General features: G+C 64.6%; 14 protein-coding genes and 1 pseudogene. 8 read left to right on the top strand and 7 right to left on the bottom strand.

From position 1 onward, the window contains the following. The first annotated feature begins 318 nt into the window (after positions 1-318). The gene (locus C4K39_RS11435; protein WP_124346398.1) at positions 319-960 is read left to right on the top strand and encodes a LysE family translocator; all 642 of its coding nucleotides are present in this window, start codon (positions 319-321) and stop codon (positions 958-960) included. A 22-nt stretch (positions 961-982) separates the two neighbouring features. Here C4K39_RS11435 and C4K39_RS11430 read toward each other — a convergent pair whose 3' ends face one another. The 3 genes from C4K39_RS11430 to C4K39_RS11420 all read right to left on the bottom strand — a co-directional run bounded on the left by C4K39_RS11430 (position 983) and on the right by C4K39_RS11420 (position 3,186). After that, positions 983-1,165, bottom strand: a complete 183-nt coding sequence (locus C4K39_RS11430; protein WP_068586931.1) for a DUF1289 domain-containing protein — start codon at positions 1,163-1,165, stop codon at positions 983-985. Between the two features lies 1 nt (position 1,166). Then, positions 1,167-1,538, bottom strand: a complete 372-nt coding sequence (locus tag C4K39_RS11425) for a hypothetical protein (protein WP_124346397.1) — start codon at positions 1,536-1,538, stop codon at positions 1,167-1,169. A 76-nt stretch (positions 1,539-1,614) separates the two neighbouring features. Further along, positions 1,615-3,186, bottom strand: a complete 1,572-nt coding sequence (locus C4K39_RS11420; RefSeq protein WP_124346396.1) for a L,D-transpeptidase family protein — start codon at positions 3,184-3,186, stop codon at positions 1,615-1,617. Between the two features lie 153 nt (positions 3,187-3,339). On the opposite strand from C4K39_RS11420, the gene C4K39_RS11415 reads away from it, so the two are divergent. The 6 genes and pseudogenes from C4K39_RS11415 to C4K39_RS32205 all read left to right on the top strand — a co-directional run bounded on the left by C4K39_RS11415 (position 3,340) and on the right by C4K39_RS32205 (position 7,860). Continuing rightward, positions 3,340-4,065 (top strand): murein L,D-transpeptidase catalytic domain family protein, encoded by a 726-nt coding sequence (locus tag C4K39_RS11415; protein ID WP_068586935.1) that lies wholly within the window; start codon positions 3,340-3,342, stop codon positions 4,063-4,065. Between the two features lie 45 nt (positions 4,066-4,110). After that, the gene (locus C4K39_RS11410) at positions 4,111-4,443 is read left to right on the top strand and encodes a hypothetical protein (RefSeq protein WP_225926571.1); all 333 of its coding nucleotides are present in this window, start codon (positions 4,111-4,113) and stop codon (positions 4,441-4,443) included. Between the two features lie 57 nt (positions 4,444-4,500). Further along, positions 4,501-5,022: an alpha-ketoglutarate-dependent dioxygenase AlkB family protein gene (locus C4K39_RS11405; RefSeq protein ID WP_124346395.1), complete on the top strand. Its 522-nt coding sequence runs from the start codon at positions 4,501-4,503 to the stop codon at positions 5,020-5,022. Between the two features lie 85 nt (positions 5,023-5,107). Then, the gene (locus C4K39_RS11400; protein WP_124346394.1) at positions 5,108-5,989 is read left to right on the top strand and encodes an alpha/beta fold hydrolase; all 882 of its coding nucleotides are present in this window, start codon (positions 5,108-5,110) and stop codon (positions 5,987-5,989) included. 242 nt (positions 5,990-6,231) lie between these two features. Beyond that, a pseudogene (locus tag C4K39_RS32210) lies at positions 6,232-7,002 on the top strand (MCP four helix bundle domain-containing protein); the annotation flags it as partial. Beyond that, entirely contained in the window at positions 6,997-7,860 is an 864-nt protein-coding gene (locus tag C4K39_RS32205; protein ID WP_437179382.1) for a methyl-accepting chemotaxis protein, read from the top strand. The pseudogene C4K39_RS32210 and the gene C4K39_RS32205, both read left to right, overlap by 6 nt. A 26-nt stretch (positions 7,861-7,886) precedes the next feature. Here the strand turns inward: C4K39_RS32205 and C4K39_RS11390 are convergent, their stop codons facing one another. Next, positions 7,887-9,221, bottom strand: a complete 1,335-nt coding sequence (locus tag C4K39_RS11390; protein ID WP_124346393.1) for an aminotransferase-like domain-containing protein — start codon at positions 9,219-9,221, stop codon at positions 7,887-7,889. A 117-nt stretch (positions 9,222-9,338) separates the two neighbouring features. Between C4K39_RS11390 and C4K39_RS11385 the strand changes: the two genes are divergently transcribed. Beyond that, positions 9,339-10,235 carry a DMT family transporter gene (locus C4K39_RS11385; protein ID WP_124346392.1) on the top strand — a complete coding sequence of 299 codons (897 nt, stop codon included), beginning with the start codon at positions 9,339-9,341 and terminating at the stop codon, positions 10,233-10,235. A 15-nt stretch (positions 10,236-10,250) separates the two neighbouring features. On the opposite strand, the gene C4K39_RS11380 is transcribed toward C4K39_RS11385, so the two are convergent. The 3 genes from C4K39_RS11380 to C4K39_RS11370 all read right to left on the bottom strand — a co-directional run bounded on the left by C4K39_RS11380 (position 10,251) and on the right by C4K39_RS11370 (position 14,507). Beyond that, complete coding sequence (locus tag C4K39_RS11380) at positions 10,251-10,973, bottom strand: CPBP family glutamic-type intramembrane protease (RefSeq protein ID WP_124346391.1); 723 nt, start codon at positions 10,971-10,973, stop codon at positions 10,251-10,253. 536 nt (positions 10,974-11,509) lie between these two features. Next, complete coding sequence (metE, locus tag C4K39_RS11375; protein ID WP_124346390.1) at positions 11,510-13,798, bottom strand: 5-methyltetrahydropteroyltriglutamate--homocysteine S-methyltransferase; 2,289 nt, start codon at positions 13,796-13,798, stop codon at positions 11,510-11,512. 151 nt (positions 13,799-13,949) lie between these two features. Next, positions 13,950-14,507: a nucleotidyltransferase family protein gene (locus tag C4K39_RS11370; RefSeq protein ID WP_124348331.1), complete on the bottom strand. Its 558-nt coding sequence runs from the start codon at positions 14,505-14,507 to the stop codon at positions 13,950-13,952. Positions 14,508-14,522 lie beyond the last annotated feature (15 nt).

Here is a 14,522-nt window from a genome sequence, read left to right as displayed (position 1 = left end):
GGCCGGTGGTGCTGGAAATTCGAGACTCGCATCGGCTTGCAGGTGTTTGGCCCACACCATCACCTGCTCGAACTACGCCTTGTGCTGGTCGAACCGGGCTCCTGGCTCTACGGCGCCCGGCACATCCACCCCGCCCCTTTAACAGCTGCCGGGCCTTTGGCTTTTCCTGCCGCGGCCAAAGCCTGGTGATCGCCTCGCCCAGTGACCCGGTGGTCTACCACCTAGCGCTCTAGCCGGTACTTGCGAAGCGTGTCGCAGAAGCTTTCCCGGCGTTTTGTCCTGTAGAATCCAGCCTCCTCCTCCGAACGAGTCCAAGCCATGGATGCCCACTCGATCCTCACCTACACCTTGGTCGCCGCCATCTCCATCGCCAGTCCTGGCCCGGCCACCCTGGTGGCGCTGCACAACAGCGTGACCTACGGCGCCAAGTCCACCCTGTGGTCATCCCTGGGTAATATCAGCGGCCTGTTCTGCATGTCTGCGGCAGCCATGCTGGGCCTGGGGGCGCTGATCGCCAGTTCCGAATGGATATTCAACGCCGTGAAGATCCTCGGCGCCGGCTACCTGTTCTACCTCGGTGCCAAGCAGTTGCTCAGCAAGAGCCCATTGCTCAGCGCCAACAACCTGGATAACCAGGGCGTCAGCACCCCGCCGCGATTCAAGCTGTTCAAGTCGGCGTTCCTGACCGCCGCCACCAACCCCAAGGCGACCATCTTTTTCACCGCGCTGTTCCCGCAGTTCATCGACCAGCATGCCGCCCTGCTGCCGCAGTTCTTCATCCTGACCCTGATCTTCATGGCCCTGTCGCTGACCTCGCTGAGCATCTATGCCCTGCTGGCCTCCCGGGCCAAAGGCGTGCTGACCCGTCCGGCATTGTCCAAATGGGTCAACCGGGTCGTGGGCTCCACCTTCATCTTCTTCGGCAGCACCATCCTGGCCATGCGCCGCCAAGGGGTGTAGCCAAGCCGCGCAGCTCTTGGTCTCAGCCCTGCTTTTTGCGCAGGGCCTTGAGCCGGGTACTGGCCCGTTGCACGGCGGCCATCTTCTCCGGGCGCTTCATGCGTTTCCACTTGCGGATATCGTCCTTGGTGCGGCCACAGCTCACGCACAAGTCGCCGCTGAGCTGGCACAGGGCGATGCAGGGGTTGTCGATTTCCTTGGCCATCTCAGCCCCGCCCCGGTCGCAGGCGCGCCAGGCGTGGGGCCCAATCACCACCACTGATCCGCTGGCATTGCTCTTCACTGTCGAAGAATACGTGGGCCGCTACTGATGCAAGGCAGACGCCCGCCTCCTCCAGTGCCCAGGACGTGAGTTCGATCATCCGTGCCGCCTGCCCGGCGGCCAGGGCCTGCTCCTTGTGGGCCTGGGTGTCGAAGACCCAGACCACCACCAGGCTGGAGGGGAACGCCGCGTAATCCACTTCGTGGGTCAGCCAGGAAAACCCCTCGAGCAACGATTTGGCCGTTTCACAGGCTTGGGTGAGGGTCGTGGCCAGCAAGCGCTCCGTCGCGGCTTGCTGGCGTTTGTTCAATGGCATGGCGAGGCTCTGGTCGATCGCAAAAAAAGGCCGCACACGATACCTCAAGTCCGGCCTGCGAGTACCTTGGCGAGCTTCAGATCTTTGTGCCCAGGGCGCTCGAGAGCACCTCGTCATGCCCATAGATATCCGGCGCGTACAGCAACTGCCCATGGCTGTCGGCCTGCACCGTCCAGTAGCTGAGCAGGATCGGCACCGGCTTGGCCAGGCGGAACTCGTGGGTCACGCCGGTCGCCAGCAACTCGTTGGTCCGCAGGCGCTCTGCCGGGCTGAGCAGCCAGTCGCGCAGTTGCAACGCTTGCTCGACCCGCACGCAGCCGGAGCTGAAAGCCCGTGGTCCCTTGCTGAACAGCGCCTGGCTCGGGGTGTCGTGCAGGTACACGGAAAACGGATTGGGGAAACGAATGGCGATGCGCCCCAGGGGGTTGCGCGGCCCGGCGCCCTGGCGCAGCAGGATATTGCCCGGACGGTCCCAATCGATATCCGCGGCGGCCAGGGGTTGGCCATTGGCGTCCAGCACCTGCAGGTTCTGGCGATTGAGGAAACTCTGGTCACGGCGGATTTCCGGCAGTTTGTCTTCCTTGAGGATGGTCGGCGGCACGGTCCAGGTCGGATTCAGGGTCAAGCGCGTGACCTGGGACTTGAGCAATGGCGTCTGGCGCTCGGCGCGCCCCACTTGGGTACGGGTCTGCCAGACGACGGCGTCATGCTGGTAGAAGCTCAGGTGCGCCGCGGCGACATTCACCAGCACGATGTTGGGCTCGAAGTCCTGGGCCATCCAGCGCAAGCGCTCCAGATTGATGCGCAGTTGCTCGCGACGCAACGCCGGGCTGACATTCAGCTCCTTCAAGGTACCGGCGCCGATCACCCCATCAGCCTGCAGCGAGTGGCTGAGCTGGAAGCTCTTCACGGCATCCACCAGCTCGCCGCCATAGGTGTTGTCGGCATCGACACTGGGGCTTTGCAGGAAGCCGCCGTGATACAGGCGCTGGGCCAGCTCAGGAACGCGCTTGTCTTGCATGTGCGGCCTGAGCAACGGGCCACCGGCCACGGCCTGCCAGTGGGGCAAGGGCTGCTGGCGCTCATGGGCATAGGCCTGGCGCAGGTTGCGATACTGTTCAAGGCTCGGGCGTGCCTGGTCGAAGGCGGCCGCAAGATCCTCAAGCCCTGGCACGGCGATCGCCAGCAACACGCTCTGGCGATTGTCGGGTAGCGGTTGGGCACGCCACAGGGGCTCGAACCGCGTTTGCGACAGGCGCCCATAGTGCAGGTCCTGCAGGGCCTGCAGATACTGATGGGTGATATCGATATCGGTGCACAAGCCGTCGCTCGCGGCACTGCTAGGCGGCAGGTGATAGCGCCCCGGGTCCAGGCCGTCGTCGACCATCTGCGCCAGTTGCGCCTGCAACTTGCCCAGCCGGCCCTCGACCGCCCATGCCGGTTGCTCGCCATGCTGGTGGTAAAACGCCTGCAGCAGTTGCTGGGTCGGCAGATCGAAACGCGTAGCCAGGCCCGGACAGGCCACCGTCAGTTGCGCCGGTGTGACCTGCACAGGGCTCACCGCGACCTGGGGCAGATCGTCGGCCAGCGCGACCAATGGCGCAGCGAGCAGCCACAGGCTCAAGTAACATGCGTGTTTTTTGAACAACTGCTTTACTCCAATCCGTAGCCCTCAAGGTGAGGGCCTAGCGTTACGGCAGATGTGGAAAACAATCAGGCCTGGGTATTAAACATATAGACCAGACTGCCGGGGAGACGACAGGACGTCAGGAGCCAAAGTGACCATGGGGATGCTCTATACATGTTGACCTTCTTGTGCCGATTCTACCTGGCGGCCATCGCCCTGGGCGCCATTTGCAGTCCTTCCTACGCCGCCAGCAAGCCCCACCCCACTACCAGCCCGGCGCTGTACAGCAGCCTCGCCCACGCCGCTCCGGAACTCAATCCCCAGGCCTTGAAAAGCGCCCTGAACGCCATGCAATGCGCAGTCAACAGCGGCGCCCGGCAAGCCCGGCACCTGGCGGTGATCGACTATTCCCAGCCGTCCACCGCCCGGCGCCTGTGGATCTTCGACCTGCGCAGCAAGAAGCTGGTGCTGCGCGACCTGGTGGCCCATGGGCAAAAATCCGGGGAAAACTTCGCCACCCAATTCTCCAATCGCCTGGGCAGCTACCAGTCCAGCCTGGGCCTGTTCCGCACCCAGGAAAGCTATGAAGGCAGCCACGGCTACTCGCTGCGCATGGACGGCCTCGAACCTGGCATCAACGATCGCGCTCGCGATCGTGACATCGTGATCCATGCCGCCGACTACGTGAACCCACTGTGGAGCCAACGCCAGGGCCGCATCGGCCGCAGCCAGGGCTGCCCGGCGGTACGCCCACAGGTCGCGCGCCAGGTGATAGACAAGCTCAAGGACGGCCAGTTCATGTTCTCCTGGTATCCCGATAAACGCTGGCTCAAATCCTCGGCCTACCTCAACTGCCAGCCACGCCAGGTAGCGAGTATTCTCAGCGCCAACGGCGGCTGAACCGCGCCACCGCTTGCGTCGGGCATCGAGGGCGAGATACCGTCGGTGTCCGCTACCTTCCAGCCCGATCCCATGCCGACATTCCTGCTCCACGCCCCCGGCCCTCGCCCGGCCTTTCCCCTGGTTGCCGAACACCTGTGGGGCCCTAAGTGCAACATCGACTCCGATGGCAACAGCCGCAGCGTGGCCGACGAGCAGTGGACGGAACTGACCCTGATCCTGCGCGCCGACCGCCTGCAGCGCCTGGATATCGACCCATTGACCGAAGTGCCGCTGGTCCTGGCGATCCACTCCTCCCAGGCCGGGCTGGGCCGCAAGGCCGCAGAATTTCTCCAGGCCCATTGCGGCGGCACCCTGGAACTCCAGGCAGGACGCTGAACCTTCATCGACTCATCCCCCACTGATTATTGTTTTCCCAGCCAAGGCAGGCCCAGCATGAGCGCACCCGATATCGATTTCGTCCCCCATTTCATCCCCGAGCCCGATGCCCTGTTCGAACAGCTCAAGCATTCGGTGCTTTGGGACGAACGCATGCGAGCTCGCAAGACCGCAAGCTTCGGCGTCCCCTATGACTACTCGCAGATCAGCTACCCGGCGGTGCCGATGCCCGAAGCGCTTGGCCAACTGTGCCCGGCCATCGAACGCTTGCTGGGGTTTGCCCCCAACAACTGCCTGCTCAACTTCTACCCGGACGGCCAATCGTCCATGGGCTTTCACTCCGACGCCAACGAACAACTGATCGCCGGCACCGGTGTGGTGGTGATCTCCCTGGGTCATTCGCGCAGCATGCTGTTCAAGCACAAGCAAAGTGGCGTGATTCACGAGTACAGCTTGCCCAGTGGCTCGCTGCTGCACATGTCCGATGAACTGCAGACCCAGTGGCTGCATGCGATTCCCAAGGCCCCTGGTGCGGGCGAGCGGATCAGCCTGTCGTTCCGCCAGCTCAAGGAGCAATAGTGCTGGAGCCGGGCCGGATCGACGCTTGACTCAAGGTCCTGCCCGTCGACAATGCCTGCCTGTGCTTACCCTGCCCCGAGGCTCCATGCAGTTGATTCCCTGGTCCCACCCGTGCCGCGAAGGCTTCACCCTGCGCGGCTTGCGCTCCGAGCCTTCGGGCAAGCCGCTGCTGCACTTTCTCCATGGCAACGGCTTCTGCGCCATGGCCTACCGCCCGATGCTGGCGCTGCTGGCAGAGTCTTTCGACCTGTGGCTCAGCGACGTCCAGGGCCACGGCGACAGTGACCATGGCGGCCCTTTCCTCGGCTGGAACCGGACCGCGCAACTGGCCGCCGAAGCCTTCGAGGCCGGGCTGGGGACCTACGGCGCAGTACCACGCTATGCCCTGGGCCACAGCTTTGGCGCCGTATTGACCTGCCTGATCCTGGCCGAGCGACCGCAGCTGTTCGCTGGAGCGGTGCTGCTCGACCCGGTGCTTTTCACGCCGTCGATGATCGGCTCGCTCAACGTGCTCTCGGTGCTGGGCCTGAGCCGCCGCCATAGCCTGGCACGCAAGGCGGCCACTCGCCGTCGACACTGGCCGGACCGCGCGGCGGCCAAGGCCGCGCTGGCCCACCGGGGAATCTTCAAGGGCTGGTGCGACGATGCCCTGGCCGCCTACATCGAATACGGTTTGAAAGACGATGGCCAAGGCGTGGCACTCAAGTGCGCCCCCGAGCGCGAAGTAGAGATATTCGGCTCCGTCCCCAGGCGGTTGTGGCATTCCCTGGGCCAGATCCGCACACCGAGCCTGGTGATTCACGGCCGCGACAGCTATCCCTACGTTGCGCGATCGATCAAGCGCTGGGCAGCCATCAACCCACGCCTGAGCACCTTGGTAGTGGATGGCCAACATTGCTTCATGCAGGTGAACCCCGCCGAAAGCGCGGGTGCTGTCGCCGCTTTCCTGCGCAAACACTCAGGCTGAATCCCTTCAGCTGGCGCCGCAAGCATGTCATTATGATATCATCCAGCGGTTTTCCGGTCAGGGAACGTGCCCCCGCCTACACTGGATGACGCAGGCCAAAGGCGCCGCCAGATGCGCCTCCCGCCCGCCTTGTGTGCAAAAACGCCGACGGCGCCATGAAGCCCGCTCCATGACGCGCCGCACCGACGCAACCGCGATTCACCTCGCCGGTTGTGCTTTTTGCTGCCACAAGGAACACCGTCATGCTCTTGAGAACGATGAACATATCCCGCCGCGCAGGGCTGAGCTTCGCCCTGATCGCCTTGCTGGCCCTGGGCCTGGGGGGCTTCTCGTTGCTGGAAATGCAGCGCATGAACCAGCAATCCCTTGAGGTCGACCAGAACTGGCAACCCTCCATCGTCGCCGCCAATGCCGTGGCCCTGACCAGCACCCAGATCCGCACCATCACCCTGCGCATGCTGGTGGTCCGTGACGCCAGCGCCGTCCAGGCCCTGCTGGCTCGGGTCGAACAGCTCGAACAGCAACTGGACCGCCAGCAGGCCACCTACGAACAGTTGATCAGCGAACCTGAGGAACGGGCCGCCTACGAGCGTTATCTCAACGCCAGGGCGGCTTATGTGAAGGACCAGCACCAGGTGCTGGAACAGGTCCGCCAGGGCCACAAGGAGGCCGCGGTGAGCATCGTCGACGGCGGATCGTTCCTGGTCAACGCCGACGCCATGCTCAAGGAGCTGTTGAGCATCATCGACATCAACACCCGGGGCGGGGTCGCCGCCGCCGAGAAAAGCAACCAGGTGTTCCACAGTGCCATCGCCATGGTGCTGGTGATCCTGCTGGTGGTCGTGGCCCTGACCATCGCCCTGGCCCTGCTGCTGACCCGCAGTATCGTGCGCCCTCTGGGCCAGGCCCTGGGCGTAGCCGAGACCATCGCCAGGGGTGATCTGGGCCAAAGCTTCAGTATCAGCGGCAAGGACGAACCGGCGCGCCTGCTGCAAGCCTTGCAGACCATGCAAGCCAGCCTGCGCAACACCCTGCAGCGCATCGCTGACTCCTCGAACCAGCTGGCCTCGGCCGCCGAGGAACTGCACGCGGTCACCGAGCACTCCAGCCAGACCCTGCATCAGCAAAGCAATGAAGTGGAACAGGCGGCCACCGCAGTCAACGAAATGACCGCCGCCGTGGAAGAAGTGGCGCGCAACGCGGTGAGCACCTCCGAGGCGTCCAAGGAAACCGACCACACCGCCCACCATGGCCGCGAGCAGGTGCAGCACACCGTCGACTCCATCGGCCAGTTGGCCCAGGACGTGACCCAGACCTGCGAGCGGGTCGAACACCTGGCAGTGGATGTGCGCAACATCGGCCAAGTGCTGGAGGTGATCCGCTCGATCGCCGAGCAGACCAACCTGCTGGCCCTCAACGCCGCCATCGAAGCGGCGCGGGCCGGGGACGCCGGACGTGGTTTCGCCGTGGTCGCCGACGAAGTGCGGGCCCTGGCCCATCGCACCCAGCAGTCGACCCAGGAAATCGAAAGCATGATCAATACCATCGAAGAAGGCACCGAGGGGGCGGTCAGCGCCATGCGCACCAGCAATGAACGAGCGCACCTGACCCTGGAAGCCGCCCGCGCCTCCGGCCTGGCCCTGGACCAGATCACCTACGCCATCACCTCGATCAACGAGCGCAACCTGGTGATCGCCAGCGCCAGCGAGGAACAGGCCCAGGTAGCACGCGAGGTGGATCGCAACCTGATCAATATCCGCGACCTGTCGACCCAGACCTCGGCCGGGGCCAACCAGAGCAATGCCGCCAGCCAGGAACTGTCGCGCCTGGCGGTGGACCTCAACACCCTGGTGACCCAGTTCAAGCTGTAGCAGCGCCTCCGGCAACGGGTCCGTGCTCAATAGGCATAGTGCGCGATGACCTGCCGGACCTTGACCAGTGCCTCACGCAATTCCGCCAGGCTCACCGAGCCCAGGGCCAGGCGGATCGCATGGGGCACCGGTGCGGCACTGACAAAGGGTTCGGCCGTGGACACCGAGATATTCTCGCGTAGCAGCGCCATGGCGACCTGATCGGCTCGTACTTCCTCGGGCAGCGGCAACCAAAGGAAGTAGGAGTTGGGATGAGCGATCTGCTCCAGGCCCTCCAGCAGCTCCCGCGCCAACGCCTGGCGCTGGCGCGCATCCTCGCGTTTCTCCCGTTCCAGGCGGGCCACGGTACCGTCCTCCAGCCAGGTGCAGGTCATTGCACTCATCACCCCGGGATTGCTCCAGGTCGTGGCGCGGATCGCCCGCTCGAGCCGCTGCGTCCAGGCCGGCGGGGCCACCAGGTAACCCACCCGCAGGCCCGCTGCAACGTTCTTGGAAAAACCGGACACATAAAGCGTGATGTCCGGGGCCAGGGCGGCCAGGGGGGCAGGCGGGTTCTCGGCGAGAAACGCGTAGGCGCCATCTTCGATGATCAGCAGCCGCTGCTCCCGGGCGATCGCCACCAGGCGCTGGCGCCAGGGCAGGTCCAGGACCCAGCCCATGGGATTGTGCAAGGTCGGCATGGCATACACCGCCCTCACCCGCCGCTGCCGGCACAGGCGCTCGAAGGCCGCAAGGTCAGGTCCCCGCGGCGTCAGTGGAATGGCCAGCAATTCCAGGCCATGGGCGTCCGCCACCACCTTGAAGCCCGGGTAGGTCAAGGCATCGGTAGCCACCACATCGCCGGGCTTGAGCAATGCCATGGCGGCAATCGACAAGCCATGCTGGGCGCCACTGACCATCAGCACCCGCTCGGCCTCCACCGGCAAGCCACGACAGGCCAGGTACCGCGCCACCTGGGCCCGCTCATGCAGTCGACCCGCATGGGGCTGGTAGCGCAGCAGGGTCTCCAGGTCGCCACTGGAGGCCAGCTGGCGCAATGCACCGCGTAACAGTTCGGCCTGCCCGGGCAAGGCCGGGTAGTTGAAGTTGAGGTCCAGGGTGCCGGCTGCGGTGGCCTGCTGGTCCACCCCCTGCCCTGGCGGCAAGGCGGTCTCGCGGACAAACGTGCCGCGACCGGCCTCGCCACTGACCAGGCCCATGGCCTCGAGCTCGGCATACACCCGCGAGGCGGTCACCAGGGCCAGCCCTTCCCTGGTTGCCAGTTCGCGATGGGTGGGCAAGCGGGTGCCGGGAGCCAGCACACCGTTGCGGATATCACTGGCAAAGCTGTCCACCAGTTGCTTGTAGCGAGCACGAGCCATAGGCGCTGTATCCATGACAATTTTTTGATTGTGCTGATTCTCGATCCTAGGATGAGCCAGACGCAAGGCCCACCTCAATGCCGGCCTGAATTTGCCCTCCCAAACGAGACCCCTTCAATGGAACGGACATCGAACCTGCAATCCCCCGTGCTGGAAAAAACCTCCAGCGGCTGGCTCAACGGCTTTCTCGGCGTGCTGATCTTCAGCGGCTCGCTGCCGGCGACCCGGGTCGCGGTGGCGGAATTCGATCCGTTGTTCCTCACCGTCGCCCGCGCCACCATCGCCGGGGTGCTGGCCCTGGCGATCCTGCTGCTGTTCAAGGAGCGACGCCCGAGCATGCAGCAACTGCTGCCCCTGGCGGTCGTCGCCCTGGGCGTAGTCCTGGGCTTTCCGCTGCTCACTGCCCTGGCCCTGCAATACGTGACCTCGGCCCACTCCATCGTGTTCCTCGGCCTGCTGCCATTGGCCACTGCGGTATTCGGGGTGATCCGCGGCGGTGAGCGGCCACGCCCGGTGTTCTGGCTGTTCTCGATCCTGGGCAGCCTGCTGGTAATGGGGTACGCCTTCGCCCAGGGCCTGACGGCCTCGCCCCAGGGTGACTTGTTGATGCTGCTGTCGGTACTGGTCTGCGGCCTGGGTTATGCCGAGGGCGCCAAGCTGTCGCGGACCCTGGGCGGCTGGCAGGTGATCTCCTGGGCCCTGGTGCTGTCCTTGCCGCTGATGATCGCCCTGAGCCTGTTCACCCTGCCCGCTACATTCAGCGGCATCAGCCTGCCGGCCTGGACCAGCCTGGCCTATGTCTCGCTGTTCAGCATGCTGATCGGCTTTGTGTTCTGGTATCGCGGGCTGGCCCAGGGCGGCATTGCCGCCGTCGGCCAATTGCAGTTGCTGCAGCCGTTCTTCGGCCTGGGCCTGGCCGCCGGCCTGCTGCATGAACAGGTCAGCCTGGGCATGCTCGGGGTCACGATCGCGGTCATCCTCTGCGTCGTCGGCGCGCGCAAGTTCTCCAAATAGGCCACCAGCCACCGCTCACATCGGCACGGCGATCAACCAGATCACCGTGGCATGGGCCGCGGTCGCTGCCAGTACTCCGTGGCGCAGGCGCAAGCCTGCGCACACCAGCCCTTCCAACAGCGTGAACAGCAGCACCGGCCAGCCCACGCCGGTGACGCTCAAAGCCAGGAAACCATGGCAGGCAGCGAACGCCAGGGCACTGAGCAATGCCGCCCGCCACGGCTCGCAGGCCTGCTCCAGATGCCCCTGGAGCAGGCCTCGAAACAGCACTTCCTCCAGGGCATTGCCACCCAAGGCCAGCAATGCCATGCCCAGCAGCCAGGAGCCACTTGCCTGCTCCAGGCCGATACCGGCATGCAGGCGCAAGGGCAGCCCCAGGGCCAACCCGGCGAACAACCCCAGGGCCAGCCCCACCAACCACCCACGACGTTCCCAGACCACCAGGGCCCAGAGCTCGGGAGCGATTCGCGCCAGGCAGGCCAGCGTACCCAGCGACAACAACCCCAGGCCCGCCAACACCAGGGGGTTGGCGATAAAGCCGATCTGCGCACCTGGGCCCAACGACCAGAACTGCAACGGTGTCATCACATCCCGCAGCAGGATGAACCCCAGCAGCAGGATCGCGATACGCAGCCCCACCAGGTGCCTGGGAGTCAGGCCGAACCACAGGGCATAGAGCCCCAGGCCCGGAAGCAGGTAGAAGAAGTAATGCCCGAGTGACGCCGCGGCCGAGATCATCGACCGCCCTCGCCCATCGATGGCCGGTGGCTGGGGAAGGAAAAGCTAGGATTCATGTCGGCAGTCCATTGCAACGAAGGGCCGCCAGGGTGGCGCAACTCGTTGCTCGGCTGCAACGTCCATGACCACGGAAGATGAGCGGCATTCAGCAAAAAAATGGAGAAACTCGAGGCTGGAACGGCAGCACGCCTTAAGAGCGAGCTACCGCCGCCTGGGCGACCTTGATTCAGGTCGGGGAGATAGTGGCAAGCGCACCGAGAGTGATGGTCAAGACCAGAAACCCAAACAAGAACAACGCCATCTTGGTCATCGGACCTCCTGAACATTAGGGTGCAGCGGGCCCGCTCTACAGCCAGAAGCCGGGCGGGTGTGCCATTTTCGAAGCTCGGCTGTGCTGATAACAGATGCAGATGAACAAGAAAAATACGGATCAGATGCCGCCAAAGGCCCTCCCACGCTTGAGTCGCCCGACTCTCAAGAGCAGCTGAAAAACCAGAGCCCCCATGGAACTCCGGTAGAGGGTCGCGCAGCAGCGCTCAGGCCAGTTCTTTGCGCAACTGGCGAGCGGCGGTGACCATGTGCACCAGGGCGGCCTCGGTCTCCGGCCAGCCACGGGTCTTCAGGCCGCAATCGGGGTTGACCCACAAGCGCTCGGCAGGAATGCGCTTGGCGGCCTTGCGCAGCAGGTTGGCCATTTCCGAGGCATCCGGCACCCGCGGTGAATGGATGTCGTAGACCCCGGGGCCAATCTCGTTAGGGTAGGCGAAGGCCTCGAAGGCCTCCAGCAGCTCCATGTCCGAGCGCGAGGTCTCGATGGTGATCACATCGGCGTCCATGGCCGCGATGGACTCGATCACATCGTTGAACTCGCTGTAGCACATGTGGGTGTGGATCTGGGTTTCGTCACGCACCCCGCAGGCGCACAGGCGGAACACCTCGGTGGCCCAGTCCAGGTAGTGCTGCCATTGCGCCCGGCGCAGCGGCAGGCCTTCGCGGAACGCCGCTTCGTCGATCTGCACGATACGGATGCCGGCGGCTTCCAGGTCCACCACTTCGTCGCGGATCGCCAGGGCCAACTGTCGCGCCTGGACCTCGCGGGATACGTCCTCCCGGGGGAACGACCACATCAGCATGGTCACGGGGCCGGTGAGCATGCCCTTCATCACCTTGTCGGTCAGGCCCTGGGCATAGCGGATCCACTCCACGGTCATGGCCCGTGGGCGGCTCAGGTCGCCGAAGATCACGGCCGGCTTGACGCAGCGCGAACCGTAGCTCTGGACCCAACCGAACCGGGTGAACACGTAGCCGTCCAACTGCTCGGCAAAATACTCCACCATGTCGTTGCGCTCGGCCTCGCCATGCACCAGGACGTCCAGGCCCAGGCGTTCCTGGATCTGCACCGCATGGCGGATCTCGCTCTGCATGGCCTTGGTGTATTCGGCGACGCTCAACTTGCCCTGCTTGAACGACTGACGCGCCAGGCGGATGGAGGCTGTCTGCGGGAACGAACCAATGGTCGTGGTGGGAAACAGCGGCAGGGCCAGGCCGGCGCGCTGCTTGGCGATCCGTTGGGCGAACAGCGACTGGCGCTGGCTGTCCCTAGCGGTGATCGCCGCCACCCGCGCCTGCACCACCGGCTTGTGGATCCTCGGCGAGGTGGCCCGGCTGGCCTGCACGCCACGGCTGTGCTCCAAGGCCTTGAGGACGGTCGGTGCCTGCGGCTGGTTGACGGCCTGGGCCAGCAGCGCCACTTCCTCGCACTTCTGCACGGCGAAGGCCAGCCAGCCCTTGAGCTCAGGATCGAGCTGGTCTTCCCGGGCCAGGTCCACCGGGCTGTGCAATAGGGAGCAGGAAGGCGCCACCCACAGCCGTTCGCCGACCCGCTCCTGGGCATGGCGCAGGGTCGCCAAGGCCTTTTCCAGGTCACAGCGCCAGACGTTGCGGCCGTTGACCACCCCCAGCGACAGCACCTTGTAGGCTGGCAGGCGGTCGAGAATGCTCGGGTATTGGTCAGGGCCGCGCACCAGGTCGATGTGCAGGCCGTCCACCGGCAGGTTGGCGGCCAGGCCGAGGTTCTCCTCCAGCCCGCCGAAATAGGTGGCTAGCAGCTTTTTCAGGGGATCGCGCTGGATCAGGTTGTAGGCCCGCTCGAAGGCGTTCTTCCATTCTTGCGGCAGGTCCAGCACCAGGATCGGCTCATCGATCTGCACCCACTCCACGCCTTGCGCCGCCAGGCGCTGGAAGATCTGCCCGTACAACGGCAGCAAGCGCTCCAACAGCTCCAGCTTGTCGAAGTCGCTGCCCTTGGCCTTGCCCAGCCATAGGTAGGTCAGCGGACCAAGCACCACCGGCTTGACCTGGTGACCCAGGGCCCGGGCTTCCTCGACCTCCTCGAACAATTGCTCCCAGCCCAGCTGGAACTGCTGGTCGGCGCTGAACTCCGGGACCAGGTAGTGGTAGTTGGTGTCGAACCACTTGGTCATCTCCTGGGCATGGGCACCGCCGCAGCAGGTGTCGCTGACACCACGGGCCATGCCGAACAGGGTCTGCAGGGTAGCCGGGCCGTTCTGTGGGCGGAACCGCTCGGGGACCACGTCGAACATCAGGGAATGGGTCAGGACCTGGTCGTACCAGGCGAAATCGCCCACTGGCAGCAGCTCGATGCCGGCGTTTTTCTGCAGTGCCCAGTGCGCCTGGCGCAGCTCGCGACCCACGGCGCGCAAGCCAGCCTCATCGAGTTCGCCCTTCCAGAACGCTTCCTGGGCCTTTTTCAGTTCGCGGTCGCGGCCAATGCGCGGAAATCCGAGGGAATGAGCCAAAGCCATGACAGACAACTCCATTGTGTGAATGGCAGCCATTGTCGATAGCACGGCACGAGTGAGACAAACTCATTTTAATCCTGATCATCACAAATTATATTCATGACAAAGAATCGATATCCGTCGCCCAAACCCCATCCAGGCACTGCTCAGGTGTTCAGCCGGCTTCCAACCTGAGCAACGGCCACTTGCCCTGCCAATGCTTGGAACCCAGCCGCTCCAGGAAGATCGGTCGCTTGTCCCGCGTGAACCCTGCCGTCGGCCGGATCACCAGTTGCAACAAATCGTCGAGGCCCAGCGGTGCGCACACTTCGCAGGTGTCGTCGGCAGTGAGCCTGACCGCTACCGCAGTGGCGGTTTCCGGCCAGTGAGTCATGGCATCGGCACTGGACTCATAAGGACTATCACCATTTTTCATATGCATGCGGGCCTGGTTCTTCACCGACCACTTCACGCCCGGATGCACCGCCAGCAGCACTTGCTCCAGTTGTCGATCGAGCTCGGCAGAACAGCGCCGGTGATCAAACCAGATGACATCCACATCGCTGTCCAGGGGCGAGCAAGCCCGGCCGTGCAGGTGGTCCCACACCGCATTGCGAACGAATCCGGCGCTGATCCAGCAATCGCCAAGCCCCAGGGCCCGCACCTGCTGCAGCAAGCGGCGGCGCAGCGGATCGGCGGCGATGATCGCCGCAACCCGGGCGGCCTGGGTCACCATGGCGCTCGGGGC

The sequence above is a fragment of the Pseudomonas sessilinigenes genome (assembly GCF_003850565.1).
In the GTDB taxonomy this organism is placed as follows: domain Bacteria; phylum Pseudomonadota; class Gammaproteobacteria; order Pseudomonadales; family Pseudomonadaceae; genus Aquipseudomonas; species Aquipseudomonas sessilinigenes.
This window is presented reverse-complemented; position numbering and strand designations above follow the sequence as displayed.

Coding starts and splice junctions, on each gene's coding strand:
- C4K39_RS11435 (WP_124346398.1), top strand. CDS start 319: ATGGATGCCCACTCGATCCTCACCTACACCTTGGTCGCCGCCATCTCC.
- C4K39_RS11430 (WP_068586931.1), bottom strand. CDS start 1,165: ATGGCCAAGGAAATCGACAACCCCTGCATCGCCCTGTGCCAGCTCAGC.
- C4K39_RS11425 (WP_124346397.1), bottom strand. CDS start 1,538: ATGCCATTGAACAAACGCCAGCAAGCCGCGACGGAGCGCTTGCTGGCC.
- C4K39_RS11415 (WP_068586935.1), top strand. CDS start 3,340: ATGTTGACCTTCTTGTGCCGATTCTACCTGGCGGCCATCGCCCTGGGC.
- C4K39_RS11405 (WP_124346395.1), top strand. CDS start 4,501: ATGAGCGCACCCGATATCGATTTCGTCCCCCATTTCATCCCCGAGCCC.
- C4K39_RS11400 (WP_124346394.1), top strand. CDS start 5,108: ATGCAGTTGATTCCCTGGTCCCACCCGTGCCGCGAAGGCTTCACCCTG.
- C4K39_RS32205 (WP_437179382.1), top strand. CDS start 6,997: ATGCAAGCCAGCCTGCGCAACACCCTGCAGCGCATCGCTGACTCCTCG.
- C4K39_RS11390 (WP_124346393.1), bottom strand. CDS start 9,221: ATGGCTCGTGCTCGCTACAAGCAACTGGTGGACAGCTTTGCCAGTGAT.
- C4K39_RS11385 (WP_124346392.1), top strand. CDS start 9,339: ATGGAACGGACATCGAACCTGCAATCCCCCGTGCTGGAAAAAACCTCC.
- C4K39_RS11380 (WP_124346391.1), bottom strand. CDS start 10,973: ATGATCTCGGCCGCGGCGTCACTCGGGCATTACTTCTTCTACCTGCTT.
- metE (WP_124346390.1), bottom strand. CDS start 13,798: ATGGCTTTGGCTCATTCCCTCGGATTTCCGCGCATTGGCCGCGACCGC.